Annotated in this window: 23 protein-coding genes; 6 read left to right on the top strand and 17 right to left on the bottom strand. The window is 56.6% G+C overall.

Going from position 1 to position 26,917, the window contains the following annotated elements; genetic code table 11:
* Positions 1 to 42 precede the first annotated feature (42 nt).
* The 5 genes from LAO21_00450 to LAO21_00470 form a co-directional block, all read right to left on the bottom strand.
* The gene (locus LAO21_00450) at positions 43 to 795 is read right to left on the bottom strand and encodes an ATP-binding cassette domain-containing protein (GenBank protein ID MBZ5551156.1); all 753 of its coding nucleotides are present in this window, start codon (positions 793 to 795) and stop codon (positions 43 to 45) included.
* 124 nt (positions 796 to 919) lie between these two features.
* Positions 920 to 1,969 (bottom strand): alpha/beta fold hydrolase, encoded by a 1,050-nt coding sequence (locus LAO21_00455; protein ID MBZ5551157.1) that lies wholly within the window; start codon positions 1,967 to 1,969, stop codon positions 920 to 922.
* A 412-nt stretch (positions 1,970 to 2,381) separates the two neighbouring features.
* The gene (locus tag LAO21_00460) at positions 2,382 to 3,191 is read right to left on the bottom strand and encodes an ABC-2 transporter permease (GenBank protein MBZ5551158.1); all 810 of its coding nucleotides are present in this window, start codon (positions 3,189 to 3,191) and stop codon (positions 2,382 to 2,384) included.
* A complete protein-coding gene (locus LAO21_00465; protein ID MBZ5551159.1) occupies positions 3,188 to 4,159 on the bottom strand; it encodes an ABC transporter ATP-binding protein in 972 nt (323 codons plus the stop codon). Before LAO21_00465 ends, LAO21_00460 begins: the two co-directional genes overlap by 4 nt.
* Positions 4,156 to 4,746, bottom strand: a complete 591-nt coding sequence (locus LAO21_00470; GenBank protein MBZ5551160.1) for a TlpA family protein disulfide reductase — start codon at positions 4,744 to 4,746, stop codon at positions 4,156 to 4,158. The genes LAO21_00465 and LAO21_00470 overlap by 4 nt, the downstream gene beginning before the upstream one ends.
* Positions 4,747 to 4,991: 245 nt before the next feature.
* Here LAO21_00470 and LAO21_00475 point away from each other — a divergent pair, with 245 nt between their 5' ends.
* On the top strand, positions 4,992 to 5,759 hold the full coding sequence (locus tag LAO21_00475; protein MBZ5551161.1) for an SGNH/GDSL hydrolase family protein: 768 nt from the start codon (positions 4,992 to 4,994) through the stop codon (positions 5,757 to 5,759).
* A gap of 91 nt (positions 5,760 to 5,850) precedes the next feature.
* On the opposite strand, the gene LAO21_00480 is transcribed toward LAO21_00475, so the two are convergent.
* Both LAO21_00480 and LAO21_00485 read right to left on the bottom strand, forming a co-directional pair.
* Positions 5,851 to 9,561: a multifunctional oxoglutarate decarboxylase/oxoglutarate dehydrogenase thiamine pyrophosphate-binding subunit/dihydrolipoyllysine-residue succinyltransferase subunit gene (locus LAO21_00480; protein MBZ5551162.1), complete on the bottom strand. Its 3,711-nt coding sequence runs from the start codon at positions 9,559 to 9,561 to the stop codon at positions 5,851 to 5,853.
* Positions 9,562 to 9,902: 341 nt separating this feature from the next.
* Positions 9,903 to 10,370 carry a hypothetical protein gene (locus tag LAO21_00485; GenBank protein ID MBZ5551163.1) on the bottom strand — a complete coding sequence of 156 codons (468 nt, stop codon included), beginning with the start codon at positions 10,368 to 10,370 and terminating at the stop codon, positions 9,903 to 9,905.
* A gap of 359 nt (positions 10,371 to 10,729) precedes the next feature.
* Between LAO21_00485 and LAO21_00490 the strand changes: the two genes are divergently transcribed.
* From LAO21_00490 to LAO21_00500, 3 genes are all read left to right on the top strand, one after another.
* Positions 10,730 to 10,915 (top strand): hypothetical protein, encoded by a 186-nt coding sequence (locus LAO21_00490; GenBank protein ID MBZ5551164.1) that lies wholly within the window; start codon positions 10,730 to 10,732, stop codon positions 10,913 to 10,915.
* A gap of 679 nt (positions 10,916 to 11,594) precedes the next feature.
* Entirely contained in the window at positions 11,595 to 11,783 is a 189-nt protein-coding gene (locus LAO21_00495; protein ID MBZ5551165.1) for a hypothetical protein, read from the top strand.
* 194 nt (positions 11,784 to 11,977) lie between these two features.
* Positions 11,978 to 12,526 carry a HEAT repeat domain-containing protein gene (locus tag LAO21_00500; protein ID MBZ5551166.1) on the top strand — a complete coding sequence of 183 codons (549 nt, stop codon included), beginning with the start codon at positions 11,978 to 11,980 and terminating at the stop codon, positions 12,524 to 12,526.
* Positions 12,527 to 12,623: 97 nt separating this feature from the next.
* On the opposite strand, the gene LAO21_00505 is transcribed toward LAO21_00500, so the two are convergent.
* The 7 genes from LAO21_00505 to LAO21_00535 form a co-directional block, all read right to left on the bottom strand.
* The gene (locus LAO21_00505) at positions 12,624 to 14,687 is read right to left on the bottom strand and encodes an isoamylase (GenBank protein MBZ5551167.1); all 2,064 of its coding nucleotides are present in this window, start codon (positions 14,685 to 14,687) and stop codon (positions 12,624 to 12,626) included.
* 245 nt (positions 14,688 to 14,932) lie between these two features.
* The gene (locus tag LAO21_00510; GenBank protein ID MBZ5551168.1) at positions 14,933 to 16,063 is read right to left on the bottom strand and encodes an ABC transporter permease; all 1,131 of its coding nucleotides are present in this window, start codon (positions 16,061 to 16,063) and stop codon (positions 14,933 to 14,935) included.
* A gap of 2 nt (positions 16,064 to 16,065) precedes the next feature.
* Positions 16,066 to 17,199: an ABC transporter permease gene (locus tag LAO21_00515; protein ID MBZ5551169.1), complete on the bottom strand. Its 1,134-nt coding sequence runs from the start codon at positions 17,197 to 17,199 to the stop codon at positions 16,066 to 16,068.
* 150 nt (positions 17,200 to 17,349) lie between these two features.
* Positions 17,350 to 18,330 (bottom strand): ABC transporter ATP-binding protein, encoded by a 981-nt coding sequence (locus LAO21_00520; protein MBZ5551170.1) that lies wholly within the window; start codon positions 18,328 to 18,330, stop codon positions 17,350 to 17,352.
* 159 nt (positions 18,331 to 18,489) lie between these two features.
* Positions 18,490 to 19,422 (bottom strand): ABC transporter ATP-binding protein, encoded by a 933-nt coding sequence (locus LAO21_00525; GenBank protein ID MBZ5551171.1) that lies wholly within the window; start codon positions 19,420 to 19,422, stop codon positions 18,490 to 18,492.
* A 166-nt stretch (positions 19,423 to 19,588) separates the two neighbouring features.
* Positions 19,589 to 20,767 carry an efflux RND transporter periplasmic adaptor subunit gene (locus LAO21_00530; protein ID MBZ5551172.1) on the bottom strand — a complete coding sequence of 393 codons (1,179 nt, stop codon included), beginning with the start codon at positions 20,765 to 20,767 and terminating at the stop codon, positions 19,589 to 19,591.
* A 45-nt stretch (positions 20,768 to 20,812) separates the two neighbouring features.
* Complete coding sequence (locus LAO21_00535; protein ID MBZ5551173.1) at positions 20,813 to 21,415, bottom strand: TetR/AcrR family transcriptional regulator; 603 nt, start codon at positions 21,413 to 21,415, stop codon at positions 20,813 to 20,815.
* Positions 21,416 to 21,635: 220 nt separating this feature from the next.
* Here LAO21_00535 and LAO21_00540 point away from each other — a divergent pair, with 220 nt between their 5' ends.
* The gene (locus LAO21_00540; protein ID MBZ5551174.1) at positions 21,636 to 22,325 is read left to right on the top strand and encodes a response regulator; all 690 of its coding nucleotides are present in this window, start codon (positions 21,636 to 21,638) and stop codon (positions 22,323 to 22,325) included.
* 389 nt (positions 22,326 to 22,714) lie between these two features.
* A complete protein-coding gene (locus LAO21_00545; protein ID MBZ5551175.1) occupies positions 22,715 to 23,803 on the top strand; it encodes a response regulator in 1,089 nt (362 codons plus the stop codon).
* 549 nt (positions 23,804 to 24,352) lie between these two features.
* Here LAO21_00545 and LAO21_00550 read toward each other — a convergent pair.
* The 3 genes from LAO21_00550 to waaC are packed head-to-tail and all read right to left on the bottom strand — an operon-like array spanning position 24,353 to position 26,917.
* Positions 24,353 to 25,249: a DUF3108 domain-containing protein gene (locus LAO21_00550; GenBank protein MBZ5551176.1), complete on the bottom strand. Its 897-nt coding sequence runs from the start codon at positions 25,247 to 25,249 to the stop codon at positions 24,353 to 24,355.
* Complete coding sequence (locus tag LAO21_00555; protein ID MBZ5551177.1) at positions 25,249 to 25,809, bottom strand: isoprenylcysteine carboxylmethyltransferase family protein; 561 nt, start codon at positions 25,807 to 25,809, stop codon at positions 25,249 to 25,251. The genes LAO21_00550 and LAO21_00555 overlap by 1 nt, the downstream gene beginning before the upstream one ends.
* A 4-nt stretch (positions 25,810 to 25,813) precedes the next feature.
* Positions 25,814 to 26,917, bottom strand: a complete 1,104-nt coding sequence (gene waaC, locus LAO21_00560; protein ID MBZ5551178.1) for a lipopolysaccharide heptosyltransferase I — start codon at positions 26,915 to 26,917, stop codon at positions 25,814 to 25,816.

The raw sequence follows: 26,917 nt of genomic DNA on the forward strand, positions 1-26,917 counted from the left end.
TGAATTCGGCAATCCGAAATCTGCAATCCGAAATTGATTTCTTTACCTCTGTCCTAGCGAGTCCATAAAGGCTCGGGCTTCAGGCACCGGGGAGTGAGCAAACTCAGCGGCGGTGATCAATTCAACCAGGCGACCGCCTTTGAACAACCCGATCCTCGAGCCCAGCAGCAGCGCCTCGCGGACGTCATGCGTCACAAAAACGATGGTCTTGTGAAGTCCCGCGGCTAAACCAGCGAACTCCCGCTGCAATTCCGTTCGGGTGATGGGATCCAGAGCGCCAAAGGGCTCATCCATCAGCAGAAGGGGAGGATTCGCCGCCAGGGCGCGCGCTACTCCGACACGTTGGCGTTGCCCGCCCGAAAGCTCCGCTGGAAAACGCTGTGCGAATTGTCCCGGATCCAGCCCGACCAATTTCAGGAGCTCATGCACCCGGGCGCGCACACGTTCTTCCGGCCAACCTTCAAGCCGTGGGACAAGCGCAATGTTACGTTCGACCGAGTAATGGGGGAAAAGGCCGATTTCCTGGATGACATATCCGATGGAGCGGCGAAGGCGAATCGGGTCCCATTCTGTCGTGGTGGCGCCTTCGACACGGACCTCCCCGGTCGTGGGCTCCAGGAGGCGGTTGATCAATTTCAAGGTGGTGGTTTTTCCGGATCCGCTGCGGCCCAGCAAAACCAGTGTCTCGCCGCGTCTTACTTCAAGGCTCAAGTCAGAAATTACCGCATCGCCTCTGGGAGACTGCAGCGAGACACGACGGAATTCGACGGCGACCGGGTGGGCGCCGGATTCCATCACTCCATGAACGGATTCAGGCATGCATTGGGCAAACAGTCTGTCAATCAGCTGCGAAGGATCTTGTCCGTTATCTCAAGTCCTCATCCTGAAGATTCCAATCCCCAGTTCCCCGTGGACACCCTCATTTCACGGGACTCGGAGGACTCAGGTACCGGGCCAAAAATCGGTACACCTCTGCTCGTGATTCCTTGGCCGGCCGCGTGTCGATGCGGTTAAAAAAGTGGCCGCCGGGAGCGTTCTCATAGATCTTGTACTCAAATTTTTTGTTGGCGGCTTTCAAGGCCTGGATCAGATGTTCGACCTCGAGCACGTTGACGTCCTCATCGCTGGTGTTGGTATGGATGAGCAAGGGAGTCTGCAATTTCTCTGCATTCCAGGCGGGAGAGCGGCGGCGGTATTCGTTGACATTATCTTCGGCCGTTTTCCCCAGGTGATACGGCGCGGAATACTGATCCCGGTAGCCCTGGCCTTTGTATCCCATGCGGGCCACGAGGTCGCTGACCGGCACCCCCGCGTAAGCGACCTTGAAATCCTGGGGGTGATCGAAAATCGTCATCAAGGTGATCATCCCGCCGTGACTCCATCCGAGAATCCCCACCCGCTGCGGATCGATATTGGCGTAGTTCTCCAGCATCCATTGCTTTCCCGCGAAGACGTCTTCATTTTCCAGGCCTCCGTAATCGATGAGCCTCCAGAACTCGCGCCCGTATCCTGTGCTGCCCCGATAATCGGGGGCAATGACCGCATAGCCTTGCTGGACCAGTTCGCGCACAATGTGTGCCGCTCCGGAACCGAAATCAGCGTGCACCCCGCCATGAACAAGAACCAGCAACGGGAGCTTCCCCGTGGATGCATATTTCTTCGGAATGAAGGTGTACGCGGTGATCACCACCGGGTTCCCGGCGCCCTGAGCAGTCGGATTGGGAATCACGCGCGGCGGAGGCCCGGTATACCGCACCATATCGACCTCGGCGATGTCCTCCAGCCGGTGGAACCACATGAGATTGTCGATCTGCTTGGCCAGGGACTGGGCCAAAAAGTCGAGCGTTTCCTCGGCTGAACGGGCACGCGGCTGCACGGGGTCGGGGGACGGCAGGGGTGTGCGGTCCTGGGAAAAGGTCACCCAGGTGAGTCCCAAAAATCCAATTGCCAGCACTGCAAGACACTTCATGGAAAACCGGAATTTCATAGAAACCTCTTTGAAAAGTGTTGGATCACCAAGGAATCGAAGCTCTACCCGCTGCAAAAGCTCAAACGAAGCGAAAACATTGTGGCGCTCTTGGATCAATGTCGTAGTAACGACTTCAGTCGTTATGTCGAATTTGGACCTTTGGGTGCGAAACGACTGAAGTCGTTACTACGAGTGCGAACTTTGAGCGGCCGCAGGAATAAACTTCACACTCGAACTCTTACAGATCCCGTTCCCGCGGCCGTTTCAAGCAGGGAATTGGCTGGCCGTCAAGCCGTCGCAATAATACACGCGTTACGCGCTTCGTCTCAACCCCAGCCTTACCGAAGACCGGAGGAAAGCGGGATCAATCGGGATTCTCAATTGATGACTCCCGGCATGATAGGCAGCAAACTCACTCCGCGGACGGGCTGAGCTCCTGACGGCGGAAAATCATCCATGCCAACAGCAACATAATGGCACAGTAGTCGAGCAAACTGAGAAATGCCCAGTGGACCGGAGTCGAGTTGAGGCGCGACTTAAGGAGAGAATCAAAAAGGACATCCAGACTGTTGGTTGATGGAAACAGGAAGAGTGCTGTCCCTTGGACCCATGCGGGAAGCTCGATATGAATTTGTCTCAAAAGGGGAGGAAAAATACTATACAGGGAGTCCGCGTTATAGACTCCCACGCTGAGAACCACGGCGGTCCAGGCATTGAATCGCTGCGCCAGGAAAAAGGCCACACTCATCATCACCACCGAGTACACCCATCGGGCCAGCAGGATCAGGCCCAGCAGTTTTCCCATGGACTGGCCCGTGAGAATGACGAGTCCAACATAGACCAGGCTGAAGATAATCCAGACGAAGGACAGGTACATCAAGCTCCCGAGATAGTTCCCCAACAGGTATTCCGCCCGGCTGATCGGTTTTGACAAGACACTGAAAATGGTTCCATCCCGTATGTCCCGGCGGATGACCGTCACGCCGTTCGCCAAGCCCACCAGACAGGCGAAGAAGCCCATCAAGCCAAGCGCCGCCAGGATTACGGTGGCAGACATTTGGCTGGCGACCTCCGCATCCCCGGCGCTTCGGGCCATCCGAAGCATCAGCAACGAGCTGCTCATCAAGGCAGTGATCAGTATGGCGACAATCAGGGTAATCCCCAGCAACTTGCTTCGCAGTAACCGCCGCAAGGCAATGCCCGCAACCAACCAGACCATCATTTCTCTTCCCTCCCTGCCATGTTAAAGAGGCGAGACCGCTCCTGTTCACCTACCAGCTCAATGAATACTTCTTCCAAAGTCCGGGCCTTGGGGACAAAGGCACGCAACGTGCCGCCTCCCAACCGAATCGCATCCACAACCGTTTGCCCCAAGACCTCATCCCCCGCGAAGGTCATGAAATTCTCCACACCCGCTGTAATCTTCAGGTCCAATTCCTGTAGTTGGGACCGGACAGAACCGCTGGGATCAGTGAAGGTGATCTCAATCCCTTCATGAGAGCCAATCACCTCTTTCAGACTGCCCTGGCGCACCATTCTTCCCCGGTTGACGATGGCGACACGGTCGCAGATGGCCTCCACTTCCGAGAGGATGTGTGAAGACAGAAAAATACTCGCGCCGCGTTGTCGCAACTGCAAAAGGATCTCGCGCACCATGCGTCGCCCCAAGGGATCAAATCCGGAAGTCGGCTCATCGAGGATCAACAGTTCGGGCTCGTTCAGGAGCGCCTGGGCAAGCCCCAGACGCTGTCGCATCCCCCGGGAATACCTTCCAATTCTCAGGTTGCGGGCCTCCCAAAGACCGAATTGTCCCAGCAACTGTTCGATGCGGGACCGCCTGAGGCGCTCGGGAATGTGAAGGAGTCGGCCAAAAAGGTCTAACAGCTTGGGGCCGTTCAGAAATGAATAAAACGCATAGTTCTCCGGCAGGTATCCGGTTCGGGAGCGCACATGCCGCGCCTCCGGGGACGAACTGAAAATCCTGACGCTTCCCCGCGTCGGTTTCAGAAACCCCATCAGCAGGTTGATGGTCGTTGTCTTCCCTGCTCCATTCGGCCCCAAGAAAGCAAAGATTTCTCCCCGGGCCATGGCAAGATCCAAGCCACCCACGGCCTCAACCCGCTTCTTGCCTCTCCACCCGGCCGAGAAAATCTTCGTGAGTTCCCTTGCCTCGATGACATTCTCGCTCACGAGTGCTTCTCCTTCTTGATCTGGGTAATAAACCCATCCAGTACAAACTTGATGCCGGGGGAATAGCCTTCCTGAAAATGTCTGACCCTTCCGCTCGAATCAATCAAAAACAAACTGGGGAGAGCTTCTACCTTGTACTGTTTTCCCACCGTGCCGCCATTGTCCAGCAAGATGAGGAAGGGGAGGTTATTCTTCTGAACGAACGCAGCGACTGTTTCCGGTTCTTCGTTGAGGTCGACGGCGATCAACTCCAGATTGTTCCACCCACCTTGAGCCTTCTTCTCCTGCGCCCAGGCCTTCAGTTCATTGAATTCAGACCGGCAGGGCCTACACCAGGTTGCCCAAAAACTAAGGATGACTACCTTACCCCGGTAGTCTTCAAGCGAAACGGTATTCCCGGCCAAATCCTGCAAATTAAAATCCGGGGCTATGGACATATTTTCGAGCCCCGACCCCCGGAGGCTGCCCGATCGCGGGAAGCGAATCTTGTACTGGAGTCCAATGGAAAGGACCAGAAAAAGAACAAGCAGCGCGATCGAGAGATAGCGCTTCGCGTTGGCGCTGCTCTCGCCAGAAACTTGGCTCATGGGATTTGTCTCCTTAAGATACCAAGAGGTGGGGGCCTACACTCCGTTAAACTAGCACAGGTTTTCACAAACTCAAACAAATTCATTGGTGCCCCCTCCTCCCAAATTCCCGCATTTGCTGAGGCGCCATCAATAGTTCCGGGATGGGATGGCATTGAGCGCGGTCCTGGCGAGGCCATATACTGCTCCCCTTCCATTGACGCCTGGGTTGAGCCTCACGTATAAATGAACTCATGGAGGAACGTATGCGATGCTTTTCCAGGATTTTCGCGCTTGTTGTCTTCGGAATCACTATTTTCAACTGCAGGATGTCGGGGCAACTGCTCGAGGAATTTCATCCCCGCAAGACGCAGTGCTGTTCCGCCGTCTACGCCCAGCGCCTGGCGGATGACCTGCAGGACTGGGCGATGCTGGGACGGTACTTTGAAGACGACCAGCGGCTCGCCGCGCTCGCTCGCCAGCCGGGACGTGTCGTTTTTCTGGGCGATTCCATCACCGATTTCTGGGACCTGGGGAGATCCTTCCCCGCAAAACCTTATATCAACCGGGGGATCAGCGGGCAAACGACCGCACAAATGCTGTTGCGGATGTTTCCCGACGTGATCCGGCTCCAGCCGGACGCTGTGGTCATCCTTGCCGGCACCAATGACATTGCCGGCAATACCGGGACCGTGACGTTGGCGATGATTCAAGACAATTTTCGGGCCCTCACGGAACTGGCGGAGAAGAACGGCATCAAGGTGGTCCTGGGTACACTGACCCCGGTGAGCGACTACACGGCGAATGCCCAGACCGTTCGCCGCCCGCCTGCCGACATTCAAAAATTGAATGAATGGATTCGAGGTTATGCCAAACAAGTGGGTGCCGAGTTGGCCGATTATTATTCGGCAGTGGTGGATGAGCACGGATTCCTGCGGAAAGGACTATCCAATGATGGACTGCATCCGAATGAGAGTGGTTATGCGCTGCTGGTGCCCGTGGCTGCGGGAGCGATTGAAAAGGCCCTGAGGTAGCCACGCCCAGAACGCGAGGGGTTGGACAGAAGAACTGGTTCTATCCGCCCCTCATCCCGTTTTCTCTACAACCCGTGCGGGCTGCCTGTCCTTACGCGAAAGCCTCCGCGACGATCTTCTGTTGCTCCATCTGGTGAACGGTGTGTGACCCTGTGGCCGTACTGGCGCTGGTCGCTCGTCCGACATAACGCAATCGTTGTTCCGGTTTGAGCAGAGATTGCAGGTACTTCTCCACAAAGCCCCAGCCTCCCATGTTCTGCGGTTCCTCCTGCACCCAGCGAATCTCTGAAGCGCGGGGATAGGTATTCAGATGGCCCGCCAATTGAATCCGGGGAAATGGATAAAACTGTTCCAGACGGAGAATCGCGGTCTTCTGATCTCCGGTCTTTCCGCGCTCAGTATTCAGTTCGAAGTAAATTTTTCCGCTACAGATCAAAACCCTCTCCACCTTAGCAGGGGGAGGACCTGTCCCATCACCCAGAATCGGTTGAAAGATGCCATGCGTGAATTCTTCTATGGGAGAGGATGCCTCGGGAAATCGCAGCAAGCTCTTCGGGGTAAAGACGACGAGTGGTTTGCTCAACTTCTGCCGGGCCTGCCGTCGCAGGAGATGAAAGTACTGAGCCGCCGTGCTACAGCAGGCGACTTGCAGGTTTCCCTGGGCACAAAGCTGAAGAAATCGTTCCAGACGGGCGCTCGAATGTTCGGGGCCCTGGCCTTCATATCCGTGCGGAAGAAGCAACACTATGCGGCTGGTTTGATTCCACTTGTCTTCGCCGGCGGCAACGAATTGGTCGACAATCACCTGCGCCGCATTGACAAAGTCCCCGAATTGGGCTTCCCACAGAACCAGCGCCTGCGGGGCGGCAACGCTGTATCCATACTCAAAACCGAGCGCGCTGGCCTCGGAGAGCGGGCTGTCGTACACGCGGAACCGGGCGGGGTCAGTTGAAGCCCCTTCCAGTGGCGTCCAGGGAGTGCCGGTTTGGGTGTCGTACAGGGTCGCGTGGCGCTGGCTGAACGTTCCCCGTACCGTGTCCTGTCCGGCCAAACGGACGGCAGTTCCCTCGAGGAGCAGGGACCCGAAGGCCAGGGTTTCGGCCATTCCCCAATCCACGGCGCGCGCTCCATCGACCATCTTGGCGCGTCGTGCCAGCAATCCGACAATCTTTGGATTCACATTAAATCCAGTCGGTACCGTGGTAGCGACCCGGGCAATTTCATAGAGTGTCGCGTGATCCACGCCGGTCGGAGGTCCCTCCTCCGGTCCAGTTTCCTCTGACCTCTCACTTAAATGGGGAGCGCTGAACTGTCGCGCCACGATTTCTTTAGCGCCGAGCAGCGCGTTCTCATACCGGCGCATGCGCTCTTCAATCAGGTTTGCGACCGTCGGCCCCTCATAAATTCCCTCACGGACCAATTTGTCGGCATAGAGTTGCCGCACCCCGGGATGGGCACGGATCAACCTGTACATGACGGGTTGCGTGTAGGTTGGTTCATCGCCTTCGTTGTGACCCTCACGGCGGAATCCCACCACATCAATCACCACATCTTTGTGAAATTCCTGCCGGTACTCCAGTGCGATTTGGAGAACCTGGTAGGCGGTCTCCGGATCATCCCCATTGACATGAAAGATGGGGGCCTGAACCATTCTTGCCACATCAGAGCTGTAAGTGGAAGACCGTCCCTCCTCGGGGGGCGTCGTGAAGCCCAGCTGGTTATTTACAATAAAATGAATTGTGCCTTGCGTGGTGTAGCCGGGCAGCTGTGAGAGGTTCAACGTTTCGGCCACAATCCCCTCCCCCACAAAAGCGGCATCTCCGTGAACCAGGACCGCCAGGACCTGATTCCGTGCCGGATCATGCATTCCCCGGGGGGTGGACGCTGAGCCTGTTCTTAAATCCTGCTTGGCCCTGACAATCCCTTCCACCACGGGATCAACGAATTCGAGGTGGCTCGGATTGGGCAACACCGTCAGAGACACCGGGTGTCCGCTGGCGGTTTCCCGCACCCCGCTGGCGCCGCGGTGGTACTTCACATCATGTTGATCGTGGGGAAACCTCGGATGGACAGAGCCCTCAAAATCCGTAAAGATCCTCTCACAGAACCGGCCAATGACGTTGGCTATCACATTGAGCCGGCCGCGGTGCGACATCCCGATTGTCAGGTCCTGGACTTGATACCGCGCGGCGCTTTCAATCAACTGATCCAACAACGCGACAATGACTTCAGCCCCCTGGATCGAATACCGTTTCTGACCGGGATACTTTGTGGCAAGGAACCTTTCAAACTGCTCCGCCGAAATCAGTTTCCACAGGATCTGCTGTTTCACCTCTTTGGGAACCGGCGGCAGATCATCTTCGACGCGGGCCCGAATCCATTCCTTTTCCTGGGGACTCTGAATGTGACGGTACTCAATCCCTACCTTTCCACAATAGAACCGGCGCAACCGAGTCACGACTTCACGCAGAGGAGCTGTCTCCGCCCCTCCCAGACCGGTCGTAATAAACTGCCGGTCCAGGTCCCAAATCGTGAGCCCGTAGGTTTCGATATCCAGTTCCGGGTGATAGCGCACTTCCCGCCAACCCAGGGGATCGATGTCGGCGATGAGGTGGCCTCGCACCCGGTAGGCATTGATGAGTTCCAGGACTCGCGCCTGCTTCCGCACTTCATCGCGATGGTGCTGCTCGCCGAGGATGGCTGGATTGAGGTCCACCGCCCAGTGATAGGGCCGGTAAGGGATGCGCAGTTCGGAAAAAACTTCATCATAGAAACTGTGCTGGCCTCGAAGCAATTCATCAACGAACGCCAGAAATGCCCCGGATTCCGCCCCCTGGATGATGCGGTGATCGTACGTGCTGGTGAGCGTGATCACCTTGCTGATGCCCAGCCATGAAATCGCCTCGGGCGCCATGGCGAGATACTCCGGCGGGAACTCGATGGCCCCCGTCGCCACGATGAGCCCCTGGCCGGCCATCAGCCGCGGGTTCGACACCGTCGTGCCCAGGGTCCCCGGATTTGTCAGCGAGACCGTGGTGCCCTGAAAATCTGCGACCTCCAGCTTCCCCTCCCGGGCGCGCCTGATGACGTCGTCGTAGGCCCGGATCAATTCAGGAAAGGAGAGTTGTTGAGCGGACTTCATGTTCGGAACAACGAGGGTGTGTGTGCCATCCTGGCTCATTACATTGACCGCGATCCCGAGGTGGATGTCCGGATGATGAACGCGATAGGACGTGCCATCGATTTCCTCGTGAGAATCGTTGAGCTGCGGGAAGTGTTCCAGCGCCTTCAGCAGGGCACGAATAATCAGATGGGTGTAAGAGACCTTTCTACCCGTTGGCTCCAGATACTGATTGACCAGGCGGCGATTTTCATCAAGAAGCTTGATCGGAATCTGTCGTTGGGAGGTTGCCGTCGGAACACCGAGGCTGGCTTCCATGTTCTCGACAATACGCAAAGCCCCGCCCCGCAAAGCCGTCCGCTCGGCGAGGGGCGTGGCCGAAACACCGCTCATCCCGGGTGCGGAGACAGCCTCCGGCAAAGAAGTCCCAATTTGGACGGCCGGGAGGGGTCCTTTCATGCCAGGGCCCGGGGCTGCACCTCCCGAGGTATCAATGCCGGCAACCGCTCCCCGGTCAGGAGCATCACCCTCGTCTCGCCTGAGAAGCCCCGCAAAGAAGGCCTGCCAATCCTCATCAACCGAGGACGGGTCGTGCTGAAATCTCTGAAAGAGATCGACGACATACCTGGCGTTGACGCCAAATTCTTCAAATAGGACTTCGTCGATCTCCGGTGCAGTCATAGAATCCTGGGGGTCCATAAGAGCCTTTCTTCCGGCAAGCGGAAGCCCGTCTCCTAGCAGCACCCTCACAGCAGATCCCACTGAGGAGACTTTCGCAGGCGCGGGTCCATTGGCAGTCCGGTACCCGGGACTGTCCATTTTATGAGCTCGTCGTCGTTCGCAATAAGTCAGAATTATAGCTCAGGAAAGGAGTCCGATCGAAACGGGAAAGCGAAGATCCGTCGGGATTCGTTCAACCAGCGGCGGAAACGACCTGGTCGCGGCCATTAACTTAAAAGAGGGGAATTCACTTGTGACTCCGCGATTGCGGCGGCCGAGGGGAATCCGAGCGCTCATCCCTCTCAGTCGGAGGGTGTCGGAGCAGCGGCCCCCGAACGCACCTCCGTGTGGCGAATCTGACCTCCAAGATTGGCCGTCCAAGCCATCATCCCTGTGACAATTAGGGCAAGCGCCAGCAAAAGTATCGTGAACCATTGCGGGACAGGTCTCGACTTCCACATGAGGATGAACCCAACCATCGATACCACGCCTAAGATCGAGAGGGCGATCAATGAGGCACTTGCCGCATCATCATGCGCCTCGATGATTGACTTCGAAACACCGGGAAGATTTTTCACAACTCGTTCGGCAGGGTCGCCCGTCAAATAAGCCGGGATTGCCAGCAGGGCCACTACAACAAAAGTCCCATGGCATGCCTTTCTGAGTTCCTCACTCTTTCTCAAGAGCGCGACGATGAACAATATCAGTCCAAAACCTGTCCCCAGCACGGGGATATGATTAAGCAGGAGATGCACATGCGCGAGATTCATCAGATTCGCCTCTTTTCTCTTGTGATGCCGGCACTCTCGTTTGAAAACATTATACAGAATCGCTGGAGCATCGCACGTCAAATGTGCAGCTCTTTCCTGGGCAGCCGGCCTACTGTATTCCTCCCCCTGTATTCATGGCCTATTCCCTGAGGTCATCCGGAAAATCTTTGTATCTCTTGTGATTTTTTCGTAAACCTTGTTAGCGAATATATGTCTGAAATTATTAGGGGATCGGATCCTCGGGCCCATCAAGAGGCAAGGCAGGCGGACAGCAACAGAGATCGGACGCCATTCCTCATGAGACTTCCGAGGGTCCCGCGTAACTGAGCTACGACTGAGGGCAGGCAAAGGAGGTTATTATGGAAGCCGAGATCGGAATCATACCTATCGGGGTAATCTGGGTCATGTTAGCTTCGTACATCGGGGTTTTTGCTCACAAAAGGGGTGTCAATTTCTGGCTGGGATTCGGGGTCTCTTTTTTGTTCACTCCAGTCATCGGGGCGATTACGGTCGTTGCCAACATGCCCAAGGGTCGAAGCCGTTAGCCTCGTGCGCACAGAACCAACACGCGGGTCAAGAAGAACTCTCAAGGAGGCCCCCTCATCAAAACCATTCATGAACCAGGTCCATCCCTGGCCGTTGTGACCATGTCCCCCCGGGCGCGAATTCAAGGATGACGGGTTCACCGCGCAGGGAGGCACCGAACGGCCTTTTTCCCAGGCCTTACTCCCACCCTCACCGCGACCCAGTGTCACCAAACCTCCTAAATCCTTCCCAACGGCAGGCAAAATAACCTTCATCCGAGATTCTCTGGCGGCATTCGTGTCCCGAACAGCCCTACGTCGACAAGCCAGGTCGAGCAACAGTGTTCCCTCCGGGCGCCAAGTGGAGTCGCCCGTGTGAGGGCAGCAAATACGCCCTTAGGGGAGAGCTTCTCGCCCACCGCAAGAAGACAGGCGAGCAGCGCGGGGTTGGTCTAAATAGCCCTTGCGTCCAAACATGTGACGGTCTAGCATTAATCCAGCATTAATAAAGATGACACGTTTGTTCCTGAGAATTGTGGTTCAAGCGGCCCTCAGATCCAGGCTCTTGTTATTTGAGAGTACAGCGATTTCCTCTATCGGACCGCTCATAGAAAGTGTCCGCCACTCATCATCCTGAAGTGACACGGAGTAAGGATGAATAAAGAGACCAACCCGTACGAGTAAAGAAGGAGATGAGGAAATGATTCACATATCCCTGACCGAGGAGGAAAAGGAAGTTCTGATTCAAATTCTCGAAGAGTACCTTTCTGACTTGCGAATTGAAATCGCGCATACGGATGACACAAGCTTCAGGGAACCCTTGAAAGGCAAGAAGGAAGCTGTAGGAAGAATCATCGACGCATTGCAGATTTCAAGCAAAGCGGCATAAGGCGGAGACTGGTTTTAATTTTCCCCGATCCCGGAGACAAACCGCGGGCGGGCGAAGCAGGTATTGCTCCTTGAGGGCCAAGCGGAGCCGGGGGGTCACCTCTCGATGCGCGTGGCCGTCCGATTTGTTCACATGGCAGAGAAACAATGAAGACCCTCCTGTCCGACCAAGGAATCCCCAGGGTGACACTCTGGATGAAAGTGAAGCTATGGCAGGCCCTGCGGCTTTTGAAGTCGGAATTTCCGGAACAGAGAATGCGCGCAGTCAGCGACCTTGCAGATCTGGGGGGGCCCGCGGCGGTCACCCCTCTTGTGGGGGCTCTCTTGGACCCTAACCTCTCGGTTCGGGAGATGGTGGAGGAGGTCTTGAGCCAAATCGATCCTCACTGGGCCGAGCTGGAGATCACCAAGAAAGCCATTCCCAAACTCCTGGCGGCACTCAAAGACGACCATTGGGAAGTCCGACAGGCAGCGGCACAGACGCTTGGGGAAATCCGGGATGAGCGCGCCGTGAAACCCCTGGTGCTGGCAACGCTGCGGGTGGATAACTGGATGGTGCGCTCGGCTGCCGCGGAAGCCCTCTCAAAAATCGGCGATTCCCGGGCCAATCGGGCACTGGCGGCGGCTCTCAAGCACCGCAATGCGGCGGTTCGCAAGAGGGCCGCGGAAGCCTTGAGGAGGATTGATCCAACCTGGGAAGCCTCAGGGAGCGTCGACAAGGCCTCGCAAGAAGGTGCAGGATAGCAGGAAGCGCATTATCTCGGTCCTTCCCCCAGACGTGGAGTTTCATGAACAGACTGGATAACGCGCCTTGTTTTCCACCGTGCTTCGCTGAGCCCGATCATCCCCTCTTTCTCATCAGGACCACGATCGACCGTGCTCCGACAAGATAGGTCCCGGACTGGAGGGGCACTTCCTGGCCGGGATCGCAAAAGTCTCCAGGACTGTCCAGCCCCGTGTCGATCACCCGTTTCCATTCCCCGAACCCTCCCTCCTGAAGGATGAAAGGGAGATCCTCCCAATAGGCGTTGACCATGACGTAGAGATCGTCGTCTTGCTGTGACGCCCCATGGAGGCTGAATGCCACGCTGTGGGAGTCGTAGGACATGTCGACGGTCGGGCCTACCCCGTACCATCGGATATCATCGCGCCAGAAACGGCTGCGGCACAGCGACGGATGGGCTTTGCGGAACGCGATCATCCGCTTAAAAAATCGAAAAATGTCCTGGTTCGCTTGAAGTCGATCCCAATCCAACCAGGTCGTCGGATTGTCCTGGTTGTACGGATTATTGTTGCCACCCTGCCTCCGGAGGAACTCATCTCCCATCCGGAACATCGGGGTCCCGTTGGATAGAAAGAGCAGGCAGCTGAAGTTCTTGACCTGGCGCTTGCGCAGCTTCATGACCTCAGGGGGGACTCCTTCATCCCCTTCCCAACCGCAGTTCCAACTGTAGTTGTCATTCGTCCCATCGGTATTGTTCTGACCATTCTCCCAGTTGCGCTTCTGGTTGTAGGAAACCAGGTCATAAAGCGTAAAACCATCATGGGAGGCGATGTAATTCACGCTCTGGTAGGGATGGTAGGCGTCCATCCGGTCATCCGGGAAAAGGTCATCACTGCCGTAAAGACGCTGCATCAGGGCAGTCACTGTTCCAGCATCGCCCTTCACGAATCGCCTCACGTCGTCGCGGAACCTGCCGTTCCACTGAGACCACCTCACCGCGGGAAAGGACCGACCCAGTTGATATGCCCCGGCCGCATCCCAGGGCTCGGCAATGAGCCGGGTGGTCGCCAGGGTGGGATCGGTGACGATTTCCCCGTAGATGGCCGGGTCATCGATGTTGATCGACCCGTCGTCTTTCCGGGAAAAGACTGATGCGAGGTCGAACCGGAATCCATCGACGTGCATGTCCCTTGCCCAGTGTCGAAGGCTGTCGACGATCATTCTCCGCACATGCCGGTTGGCACAGTGAAGCGAGTTTCCGGTACCGGAAAAATTGGCGTAAGGGTCCGAAGGGGGGTTGGAGATGAAGTAGTAGGTGCTGTTATCGATGCCTTTGTAACTGTACACGGGGCCGTTCTGGTTCCCTTCGCCGGTGTGATTGTATACAACATCCAAGAGAACCTCGATGCCGGCCTCATGCAGAGCCTGAACCATGGAACTGAATTCTATGTTCGCATCACCGGGCCGTTTTGAACTGGCGTAGCCATGGTGGGGGGCAAAGAAACCCAGGGGCATATAACCCCAGTATTCCGCTGCCTGGGGGTCATACTGGAAGATGGGCATGAGTTCCACCACCGTGACCCCAAGATCCTTGAGATAAGGGATCTTTTCGATGAGTCCGCTAAACGTGCCCCGCTTCTCGGGAGCAACGCCGGAATTGGGATTATTCGTGAATCCCCTCACGTGCAGCTCGTAGATGATGGCGTCCGATTCATGGCGAATAGCACGTCGGTTCCCCCCGGCGAAGGGGTCGACCCACTTTTCAATCACACCCAGCGGCGCCTTGCCGTCATTGGGTCCGGGTTGAACGGCCGCTCGCTGATCAAAGTCGGGAGGAAAGAAGATCGATTTTGCGTATGGGTCGAACAGAATCTTTTGTGGATTGAAGGCATGCCATTCAAAACGCCCGTTCGGCGGCGGGCCGGAAATCCGGTATGCATAGTAGCGGGCGTCCCTCATTGCCGGCTCGGGGAGGCGGCAGTGCCAGTTTCTCCAGGATTTGTTCTTCAGATAATCCATGGAGTAGGTGGCAATGGGGTGGATGAGATCCCCTTCCTGATATAACAGCAGCGTGACGCTCTCGGCGTGCTTCGAATACAGTGAAAAGTTGTAGGCTTGCTCTTCGACGATCCAAGAGACGCCTTGAGGGAAAGGGAAACCCTCGACGGTTGCCCAGGTCATATGATTTTCCTCGTGACTGAGGGCGCTATTATGCACCGATTCAGGTTGAAAATTGAAGGGAAGAAAGAAGCCGAAGTTCTCCAGACGCGCGCGGATTGAAACTGCTTGTCTGGGCAAGCGGACTCGGCAAACTCCGGGGCATCGGTCCCCCCAATATTCCCCGGGGCATCCACAGAGGGCTTAAGACCCATCGCCGACGATGCTTAAAAGCGGGTCGGAATCCCGCCCTTCGAGTTGGGGTCGTCTTATTCCAGGGTCTTGTGGAACCTTTTTGAGGCCAGCCACAGCGTACACACCCCCATCACCCCCAAGGCCAGCATCTGGGTCCACAGGACATCGGTTCCGACCCCCTTGAGGAAGAGTCCCCGGACGATCACCAGGATGTATCGCATCGGATTCAACAAGGTGAGCCACTGGATGAACTTTGGCATGTTGGCGATCGGGAAGATAAATCCTGAAAGGAGCACGGCCGGCTGGAAGAATAAAAATGCGCTGAGCATAGCCTGCTGTTGAGTCTGACTGATCGTGGAAATCAACAGACCGATTCCGAGGCACGGCATGAGGTACAGTCCTGTCGAAAGGAAGAGCAACCCCAGGCTCCCCCGAATCGGGACATCAAACCAAAACACGCCCACCGCGGTGATTACCATGACATCGAAGAATGCAATTAAGGCGAACGGGACGGTCTTGCCCAGGATGAACTCCACCGGCCGGATGGGAGTGACCATGACCTGCTCCATGGTTCCAATTTCCTTTTCCCGGACAACTGCCATGCTGGTGAGCAGCAACGTGATCAGCATGACCATCAGGGAGATCACGCCGGGGATGTAAAAATCGCGGCTCTCAAGGTTCTCGTTGAACCAGGCGCGGGTGCTCAACTCCACGGTGGGCGGAAGGGGAGCGTTGCCGCGAAGTCTCTTGAATTGCTCGATCAGGGTGGTCCGGGAAAACTCGCCGGCGATCCGGGTACAGTAGTTGAGCACGATCCCGGCTGAATTGGAGTCGCTTCCGTCGAGAAGAACTTGGACTGTTGAGGAACGCCCTGCCTGCAGATCGTCCTCGAAACCGCGGTTTATGCGAAGAACGGCGAGGACTTCCCCGCGGTCGATCAACTCGCCCGCCCGCGCATCACTCGTCACATACTCGACGATGTCGAAGTATTTTGAATGCTCAAACCGCGCCACCAGTTCCCGGGAAGAGACCGAGTTGTCGAGATCATAGACCGCGGTCGCCACGTGATTAACGTTGGTCGTGACCGCATAACCGAAAACCAGGATCTGGATGACGGGGACGAGAAAAATAATGCGCTTCATCTTGGGGTCACGGAAGACCTGGATGAACTCCTTGATCAGCATGTGTTTGATGCGCTCGAACATAACTATTCCAATTTCTTTCTGAATTTCAAATTCGCTATGGCCACCATCACAATCCCAAACAGGGTCAGCAGCGCCGCTTCCAGTCCCAATATCCTGAGGCCGGTGCCTTTGAGATAGATTCCCTTGAGCAGGGTGATGAAATATCTTGCCGGGATCAGATAAGAAATCAATTGGAGCGGCAAGGGCATATTGGAGATGGCGAACGCGAATCCGGACAACAGAAATGCCGGCAGGAAGGTCAGCACCATTGCCATCTGGCTGGCGAGAAGCTGGCTCTTGGTCGTGATACTCATCAGCATGCCCATCGAAAGGGCGCCCGCCAGGAACAACGCCGCCATGATAAACAGCAGGGGCACACTCCCGCGCAAGGGGACCTTGAACACGAACCGCCCCATGAGGACGGCCAGAAGCACATCGAACATGCCAATGGTGAAGTAAGGCAGCAGCTTGCCCAGGATCAACTCCTGCCTCTTGACCGGGGTGGAAATGAGCTGCTCCATGGTTCCCCGTTCCCACTCGCGCGCCACCGTCAGCGAGGTCAACAGGGCGGCGATGATCATCATGATGACCGCAATGAGCCCGGGGATAATGTAGTTCCGCGATTCCAGGTCGGCATTGAACCAAACGCGCGGTTGCACCTCGAGCGGATTGCGGAGGGGGGAAACACCGGAACGGCGGATTTTCTCAAGCGCCACCTCCTGGGAGAAAACCTGCGTGACGCCCTCGGCGTACCCTATCGCCAGGGTGGCCGTGTTCGAATCGCTCCCATCGACGATCAGCTGGGCCGTGGCAGCCCGTCCCGATTCCACCTGTCCGGCGAGATCCGTGGGAATCACCAGCGCGACCATTGCCCGGCGGGTGTCGATGGCCCGTTCCAGCTCCGGGTAATCCGCCACGTAGCCGCGAATAGAAAAATAGCGGGAGCCGCCGAACCTGCTGACAAATTCCCGGCTCACCTGGGACTGGCTCTGGTCCCACACCACCAGCGGGACGTTGTCTACATCCAGGGACAGGGCATACCCGAAAAGGATCAACATCAACATTGGAAGCGCGATGGAGATTGCCAGACTGCGCGCATCCCGGATGACATGAATAAACTCTTTTCGCGCCACAGCCCAAAGACGTCGGAACTTCATGGCTGCCTCTTTAGAAACCGGTATCTCATGCCCTTGTGATCCGTCCCCGCTCCCATCCGGGAGACACCAAAGAAACGCGTGGTTTGATTGCCTTCCACGTCTCTCGCCAAGTCAATCGCGTGATTCGGTCTTCACGGATTCATCCCTCGATTACTGTCCCACGTCCTGAATCGGTCGTTCGGCGCGATCGCGCGATTCAATCAGCGACACAAAGACATCTTCCAGGGAAGGAGCAACCTTCCCCACCCGTGCCGGTCCGTACCCTCGCTCCTCCAGCAATCGGCGCACTGTGGCCGCCGCGGCATCACCTTCTTTGGCCACAACGTGGAGCCCTTTGCCGAACATGGCGGCCTCTTGGACTTCCCTCAATTGCTCAATCTCTCTCATGGCGTCCTGAGGACGCTCACACTGGACCTCCAGAACGTCTTCCTGCATGTACTGGGTCTTGAGGATGGCGGGCGTTCCCATGGCGATCAGCTCGCCGCGGTAAATCAAAGCCAGACGGTCACAATATTCGGCCTCATCCATGTAATGTGTGGTGACGAAAACCGTGACCTTTCGGCCGGCCAGTTCATAAATCAAATCCCAAAACAGGCGCCGGCTGATGGGATCCACCCCCGAGGTGGGCTCATCCAGAAAAAGGATGGGCGGCTCATGAAGGATGGCGCATCCCAGGGCCAGGCGCTGTTTCCAGCCACCCGAAAGAATGGAGGTGAGAGAGCGGCGGTGGTCTTTGAGACCCGACATCTCAATCACCCACTCTTTCCGCTCCTTCTTCCTCTCCGCCGGGATCTGATAGATTCCACTATAGAAATCGATGTTCTCTTCTACTGTTAAGTCCTCATAGAGCGAAAACTTCTGGCTCATGTACCCGATGTGATTTTTGACCTTTTCGGCCTCGGTCCGAACATCAAAACCTGCCACCGTCCCTTTGCCACCGGTCGGCGCGAGGATGCCGCAGAGCATTCGAATGGTCGTAGACTTTCCAGCGCCGTTAGGGCCCAGAAAACCGAAAATTTCGCCCCGGCTTACTTCAAAACTGATCCCGTGGACAGCATAAAAGCTGCCAAACCGCTTGACCAAATTTTCCACAACGACAGCGTTGTCGCCCTCAGCGTCGCCATCTCTCATGTTTGCCTTCTCGTCGGGTTATCGAGTCCAATACGCTTCTGCCGTCCACCCTGTTTGGCCTGGCGATCCACAGTGAACCGTCCAAACCGCGCGGATCAGGTCTGCCTTCAGCTCTTCCCTTCCCGCGCTTTCCATGGCTCTTGGTGGTGGAGTAGCCCGTCAGCCTTTTACCGTGCTTCCCTCACCCAGCAAGGAAACGAACACATCCTCCAGCGCCGGCTCAATGGCATGGACATCACCCGGAGCAAGCCCCGCCTCCGCGAGGAGTTCCTTCACCTGCCGCATGGCAGGTTCCGGATCCACGGCCACAAGATGAATACGATCTCCAAAAAGTCCGACGGCACTGAACGGCATCTGTTGGCGCAACAGGGAGGTCGCCTTGCGCGGCTCCGAAGTCCGGATCTCAATGATGGATCCGCGGGCCAACTTTTTGATCTCTCCCGGGTTACCGACGGTGAAAAGCTTTCCTTTGTGGATCAGTCCCACGCGATTGCATCGCTCCGCCTCATCCAGGTATGCCGTCGATACAAAGATGGTCACCCTCTCCCGAAGGAGCTGATAAAGGATGCGCCAGAAGTCGCGACGCGAAACGGGATCGACCCCATTGGTGGGTTCGTCAAGAAAGAGAATCCGGGGGGTGTGGATCAGGGCGCAGGCCAGGCCAAGCTTTTGTTTCATTCCCCCCGACAAATTGGCGGCGAGGCGCTTTTTAAAAGGGAGGAGATTACTGAAGGCGAGCAGCCGGTCCACCTTCTCCCCCCGTCCCTTCAAAGGGACTCCGTAGATATCGGCATAGAAGGCCATGTTTTCAGCCACGGTGAGGTCGGGATAAAGACCGAATCGCTGGGACATGTATCCGATCACTTCTTTGATCGCCTCCGCCTCTTTCACAACATGGTGTCCGGCCACCCAGGCGTCGCCCGAGGTCGGCTCCATGATCGCCGTGAGCAGCCGCATCGTGGTCGTTTTGCCCGCTCCATCCGGCCCGACCAGACCAAAGATTTCCCCTTCTGCAACAGACAGCGTGAGCCCGCTGAGAGCTTCCACGCTTCCAAAGGACTTCGTCAGGGTCTCGGTCTTAATGGCATCCACGAAAACATCTCCTGCAGGGGCTTCGAAGGCAGTCCCGACGGGCATTCTCCCCGGGAAGCATCCGGCGAATGCTGCCAATCACCGCCGGATCCATCACGCTTGCGCCGGGTCTGATCCAGCCTGCATGATTCACCCTCGCGATCTCAGAAGGCAATTCCCTTGCGGGTCAGCGTGCGGGCCTTGATTCCCCGCCTGCATTTTCCAAATAGATAGAGGCGTCGGCAGGCATTCCCGGTTTCAGTTCCATCTGGGGATTCAAAATGTCGATCTTGATCCGATACACCAGTTTGACGCGTTCCTTCTCCGTTTGAACGTTCTTGGGGGTAAATTCAGCCTTCGAGGCGATGAAGGAAACATGTCCGGTGTACTGCTTTCCGGGATAGGTGTCGGTCGTCACCGTGGCCGGCTGCCCCACTTTGACGCGGCCGAGATCAGTCTCGTTGATGTAGGCGCGCACCCACACTTTCTCAAGATTGCCAATCGTGACGACCGGGGTCCCGGGGGCAACCATCTCACCGGGTTCGACATTCTTTGACAGCACGACCCCCGGCATGGGTGCTGTCAGTACGGCATAACCGAATTGGGTTTCAGTCACGGCGAGCGCCTGCCGGGCCTGCTCCAGACGGGCGCGCGCCTGATCGATCTCCTCCTGGCGTGGGCCTTTTCGAACAAGGGCATATCTTTCCTTCGCCTGGACCAGGGCCTCGCGGGCCTGTTCGATCTGTTCCTTGCGGGGACCTTCCTGTACCAGCTTCAGTTGCTCTTCCGCCTCGCGCTGTCTGGCTTGTGCCATTTCAAAACCGGCCTTTGCGGCATCGTATTGCTGGGCCGATACATTCACCTTCTCGAAGAGGCGGGCGTACCGGTCATAATCCAGCCTGGCCCGCTCGGCGTCCGCGCGGGTGCGCGTTACGGCTGCCTGCGCCGCCGCAATTTCCTGTGCTCTCGAACCGTGCAGCAGTTCATCCAGTCGCGCCTGGCTCTGTCGCATCATGGCCTCGGCCTGTACGATTTCTTCAGGCCGGGAGCCCGCCTGCAGTTGAGTAAGAAAGGCCGCTGCGGCCTGGGTCTCTGCCTTCCGCATGGCAACCTGTTCCCCCAGATCGCGGCTTTCCAGCCGGGCCACCACTGCCCCCGCAGCGACAATGTCCCCCTCGTCCACAAGTCGCTCCTGAATCCGGCCCGGGATCTTGAAGCTGACCTCCACATCGGTCACTTCAATGTTCCCAGAAACTCGAAGTGAGGACGCGGATTGTCCGGAACGAAGTACAAAGTAGAGGACCGTCACAACTGCCAGTAACCCCACGGCTCCAAGGGGGATAACGAGTTTCTTCTTATCCTTCATGTTGGGACCTCAATGTGAATGCTTATTCACTACACAAAGATCGCATTAGGCTTCAATCGCCCTCTTGAAAATCCTCCATGATTTTTCGGCATTGTTAGTAACATCGAATTCTCCGTCGCTTAGAAACCAGAGAATTCCCGAGGACTGAAATATGGCCAGAAAGATTCTTGCGGCACTCGGGGGGTCGACGCCCGCGTGAATTTCCCCCCGCTGCTTTCCTTCGACAATGATATCGCTCAATCTCCCGATGAAACCTTCCAGGATTCTATACACCTGGACACGTTTCTGGGGACTACGACCGTAAAGATTGTCGGAGAAGATGATTCTAGGCATGGCCACGACTTGATTTTCCCGGATCATTCGGACTTGTCGTCTCAGAAGCCGGTGGAGGCGTTCCAAGCACTGGGGGGTTTCCCGCTCGACCTCCTCAAAATTCGTGCGGACCTGAGCCTGGAAGAGGTCGATGGCCGCTTTCAGCATCTGATCCTTGTTCTCAAAATGCCGGTAGAGTGCGGAGGGAACCAGCCCCACCCGGCGTGCAACCGCTGCCACGCTGAGCCCCTTTGCCCCACGCGTGGCGATCAAACCGAGGACAGCTTGAGCAATTTGCTCCTGCCTGAGGCCGGTGTTCAACTTCTCGGTGGCCATCGAATACTCCATTGTGAATATCTATTCACAATCTATTCACAATTCCCTCTTCTGTCAAGAGGGAGATTCTGTTTAAGGAGGGCAATCTTCTCGAAATCCTTACGGAAGTCTCTGGCCGCGATACGAGAAATTCCTGAAACAATTGTGTTTCATGATGGTAGTGCGTCAGAGTCCAAAGCGGTGAGTTCTTACCGCTCAAACGTCAACGGAGAGGTTCAGCATGGACAGAAGAAGGTTGCTCGTGATCGACGACGAGCCGCAGATTCGGACCTTCGTTTCCGAGGCCTTTGCCGGTCAATACGAGGTGGTGACAGTGGGGACAGGGGAGGAAGCCATCCGTCGGGCCATCCTGGAACGGCCGAACTGCATTTTGATGGACGTCATGATGCCGCAAATGGGCGGATTCATGTTGTGTGAGATCTTCAAATCCATCAGACAGACCAAATTGATTCCCATCGTCCTGATGAGTGGAAAACCCCGACACATGGTCTGGCCGACGGCCCAAGAGATGGGTGTCCTCGACTACATCGAAAAGCCTTTTTCCATAGAGCGAATGTCGGACTCGCTCAAGCGCGCCCTCGAAGAATCTCCCGTGGAACGGCGCAGGGCCCCCCGCGTCACCATGAAGATCCCTCTTATTGTGCGGGGCAGGGATGAATCTGGAAACGATTTTGAAGTCGGCGGGGAAACCGGCGATGTCAGCCGACTGGGGGCAATGGTGCGGTTGCCCGTTCGGGTCCCGGTCGGGGGCCTCATTGAGATACGCCAATCGGAGGCTCCTTCCCCCAACCGGCCCGCGCTCCTGACGGCGGCACGGGTCGCCTGGAATGGCCAGGTCAGCCCGGACGGTCCTTTTTTGCATGGGTGCGAGTTTTCCCACCCTTCATCCGAATGGGTCATCATCCAGTAGCCTCATCCCCAGACTTTTCAGAAGCCCGTCTGCGACAACCTGCAGCCCTCTTGTCCTGACCTCAGGACGGAACGGGAACGATCAGCCTGATTCGCGGGGAACTCAAATTTTCCAGATACGTGGTCTTCTTCAACACCAGGGCGGGCGAGCGGCTGGGCACGCCTCTTAAGCGCGGTTCCACAACCAAGGGAGCGATCCCCCATCATAATAAAATTCTCTATGGTTTAATAAGGAGTCTGCCGATAAGGCTACTGGCTGCGTGGCCCGGTGTCACCAAACCACTTGCCGGACCAAATGAGGTTGCTTGAAAAGACCCGGCCTTTGAGCGTTCGGGGTAAACCCTGCCGTACCGTTGAGCTGCAAATTTCGAGAAGACGAAAACACCACAGATGAGCGAAGTCCCGAGAGAAGCAATTCTAATTGTCGATGATGAAGAGCCCATCCGCCAACTTCTGGACCAGTGTCTCAAAGGCCAGGGGTACCAAACGAGCGCGGCGAGTAATGCCGAGGAGGCGCTCTCTGCGTTATCGACAAGCCACTTTGATCTGGTCCTTTCCGATGTCCGGATGCCCGGCATGAGCGGTCTCGAGTTACTCGAGGCCATCAGGAGTCGTCATGACGAAGTCGGGGTCCTGATGTTGACCGCCTGTGACGATGTGTTCATGGCCGTGCAGGCCATGAAGATGGGCGCCCTCGATTATGTGCTGAAGCCCTTCCGGATCAATGAAATCAGCGCGACGGTCCGGAAAGCGCTCCGTTTGCACCAGGAGGATGTCGGTCAAAGGCGATACGTGCTGCAGCTTGAGGAGGTCGTCAGGAATCAGACCTTCGAGCTCCGCAAGACTTTCGAGCATTTTCAGAACGCTTCAGAAACAACTCTGGAAGCACTGGTCGCGGCGCTGGATGCGCGCGAACGTGAAACCCAGGCCCATTCCAGGCGGGTGAGCGAATATACACTGCATCTGGCACATGTGGTGGGGGTGGACGAGGACTTGCTGGCGGATATTGGCCGAGGGGCCATGCTTCATGACATCGGCAAAATTGGAGTATCCGACAATATCTTGCTCAAGCCTGGCAAACTGACTGAGGCGGAATGGGTGGAGATGAGGAAGCACCCTCAAATTGGTTATTGGATTCTCGATGGAATCCATGGCCTCAAGTCCGCGTCGGAGATTGTCCTGGCACATCAGGAGAAATTTGATGGGACCGGATACCCTCGCACACTGAAGGGAGAGGACATCCCGCTGGGCGCCCGGATCTTCTCGGTCATCGATTGTTTCGATGCCATTACTTCCGACCGCCCCTATCGGAAAGCATCCCCTTACGAGACCGCCCGCGCGGAAATCGCCCGCTGCTCGGGGACTCAGTTCGATCCGCTGATTGCCCGGTACTTTCTCAATGTCCCACCGCAGAAGTGGCAGGAGATCCGAGCGCGACTGCAAGAAGAGATCGAGAGATCGGTGCGCGCCCCACTTTAATCCTCAGTTTCATCTTCCGACCGCAATCGGCCCATCCCGTTGCCAGACCACCCTCCAAGAAATTCCCAAATTTCTCCGCGCCCGTCCTGGAGAAAGTCCCGGGGATTCTTGCTTGGAAATCCTCTGCTCCCCATTCCCACCAGAAGAAAAGGTCTGCCCTGGATCGAACTCAGGGCGTCTGACCTTTGTTCCTGGATCTCTCGTGATTTAATAGGCTTATTAAAAGGAAGTGGGAAGGCTGGTTGGGTTGCGACACCAGCCATCCCGGGTTTGTCCTCAGTTGGAGGTAAGGACAAGTTACACGTTAAGACGCCAATCTTTTTGAAAAGGTTTCTTACGTTACAAGATTTTACAACCGGGGGGACCGGGGAGTGGACCCGGATCAATCCTCGGCGAGGGGCTCAAAGGCATCCTAAAAAACACCGTTTCTGAGGAACCGGGGATACTTTATTGCGTGCTCGGGGGCGATCGTCGTGACCACCGTGCGGATATAATCAGCCCTGGCGCTCACCCGGTGAACCGGACGCTGCGTCTCGGGCCGAAAAACACTCAGTGCCTCAGCTCAGAGGTTGATGCGCCGGGCTGGGTCCCAGACGATGAGGCCAGGGACGCAGTAATGGTGCCCACAGAAATGCGAGCCTTCAATTGTACAAGGCGATGGCGGGGTTCGTCCGTGTACCAAACATACATCCGTCCGGCTTGACGGAACAATCCTTCGAACACCTTCGGCTCGACCCGGATGGCTTGAAATGTCCCGGCATCCGTTTTTATGGTTTCCCGTTGCTGTATCTCCACAGTCACGTTGTAGGTTTTGCCCCCGTCATTGACAGGGAACTGGACCGAATTGCCCACTGTGAACGGCTGGGTCTGCATATAGAAAAGCGCCGAAAGGACGTCCTGCACACAACCCGGCGTGGCCGTCTGGGCCTTCCGGATGGGAGACGAGGGGAGAAGGAGATTGCGATCCTGCAACTGGGCCGTCTTTTGACCAGGGGGGAAATCGACAATCGTTTCACGGTGTCGGCGGCCTTCGTTGATCCGCTTCATGATCCGAAGGGAACAAAAATTCTTGAGAGCAACCAAAGACTCAAATTGGTCCTCTACACGGTAAAGCGTAGACACGAACCGGCTGGAATGAGCATCCCCGGTGATCTTCAATTGGCCAGAGGAGGGATCGCGGTCGACTCGAATGCTGGCCACCCCGGCACTTGCGGCTCTCCAGTAGACATTATAGTTCAACGTCTGATTCTCGACTTCAACGGCGGCCGGCGGTTTTGCAGACTGTGGCGCGGCCTCCGTTGCACTCCGGGATTTTCCGGTCACCAGAGCCAAAGCAACAAAGAAGGCCAGGGTCAGGCTCACCCTGTAAATCATCGGGGTGGAGTTGCGGACGATGGTTTGAACCTTTGGCATCCGTGCCAGATATCGCGATATGGTCTGTTTCATCAAGAACCCCTCAGGTATTTTATAAGAAACAGCAATGCCACTGCACTACAAAAACCCAGGAGGACATTATACTCGCGATTCCGCCAATATAGGCCCCAAGAGAATGAAACCTGTCCTTCTCCCCGGCGCGACTTCCCCCTCCAGGGGAGAAAAAGGGGGACCTCCCGTGCATAGGCAGAGAAAGCGTCGCCAAAAAGGCCTTTCAGATGCTCTTCCTCTTGTCGCATCACAGGCCAATAAATCGCCAGGAAAAACAGCACAATCCCCAGCATGAGGATCACGCGGTGAGCGGCCCACGCAAAGCCGAGGGCAATGAGAAAACTCCCGAAGTAGAGCGGATTTCTCGAAAGTCCATACGGCCCATCCCGGGCTAAGGTCGCATTCTTTCTGATCAATCCCGAGGCCCAGGCCCGCCATCCCACTCCGAAGAGGGCCACTGGTGCGCCGGAACTTATCGACAGCAGTGTGGGACGCGCCAAAACAAAATACACAATCGCCACCATAAAGCCAAGGGGCACCCGCCATCGGGCAAGGCGACGGCCGAATGAAGGTCTGCTCATGGGATTACCCCGGACCGGCCCGATTTTGCGAAATCGGAAGCATCCGTTGGAGCCGTGACTGAATGGCATCGAACACCGCAGCCACCGGGATTTCTGCGATGCAGCGGCGCCCCCCACAATCCCGTCGATAGCAATACCGGCCGCACTGGTTCTGCTGCACCACGATGTCCGCCGGGTGGTATGGACCGTTTCGGACGGGATCGGTGGACGCATAAATCCCCACGATGGGTGTCCGGGCGGCCGCGGCAATATGGAGCGGGCCGGTATCGGGCCCCACAAAAAGCCTCGCGCGTCCAGCCAGGGCCGCAAATTGCGGCAGGGTGGGGGAAAGCAGGACAGCGGGTTGACCCGTCAGATGAGACAGAATTTCCTCTCCAAGTCCATTCTCCGAAGGCCCGACCGTAATCGCCACGGGCCACCCCAATTCGTCCAGAATTCGCTTTGACAACTGGGCGTACTTGTCCACCGGCCACCGCTTGCTCTTCCAATTGGCGCCAGGGTTTACAATGACGAAATCCTTCCACTGACGGTCTGTCAAGTGTTCCTCGACCCAGTCCTGATCCTCAACTCCGAATAGGCGGTCAAACTCAAGTTCGCTCGGATTCACCGGATTCGTCGGCGCCGTTTCCCCTGATTTCCACCTTGACCGGAGGAATGTATCCACAATGTTCAAATGCTCAAAAATCACATTTCCCCGGCGGGGATTCCTGTCCACCCTCCGTGAATAGAAAATGGAAGAGTGCGGCTCGCGGAGGGAATTGCGATCTCCTCCAATGATCCCCCCGGGGCTTGTCAGATACGCAAAGGCCGCGGATTTCCACAGTCCCTGGAGGTCGAAAACAACGTCATAATGCATGCCGCGCAGATTTTGCATTGTCTGGAGGATCGCCTGCCAGGTGTGACGGCTGTAGAAAGATTTCCGCCAGCGAAGCGTATCGATTTCAATAATTCGATTGACGGCCTGGGCGTGATCCAGGATGGGCCGGGCATACCGCTCCACCAGCCAATCCAGGCGCGCTTCCGGCAAGGCGCGCCGGAGTCGGACCACGGCGGGCATCGCGTGAATCACATCGCCAATGGAACCGAGTTTCACGATCAAGATCTTCAA

The organism is Terriglobia bacterium (assembly GCA_020073085.1).
GTDB lineage: Bacteria > Acidobacteriota > Terriglobia > JAIQFV01 > JAIQFV01 > JAIQFV01.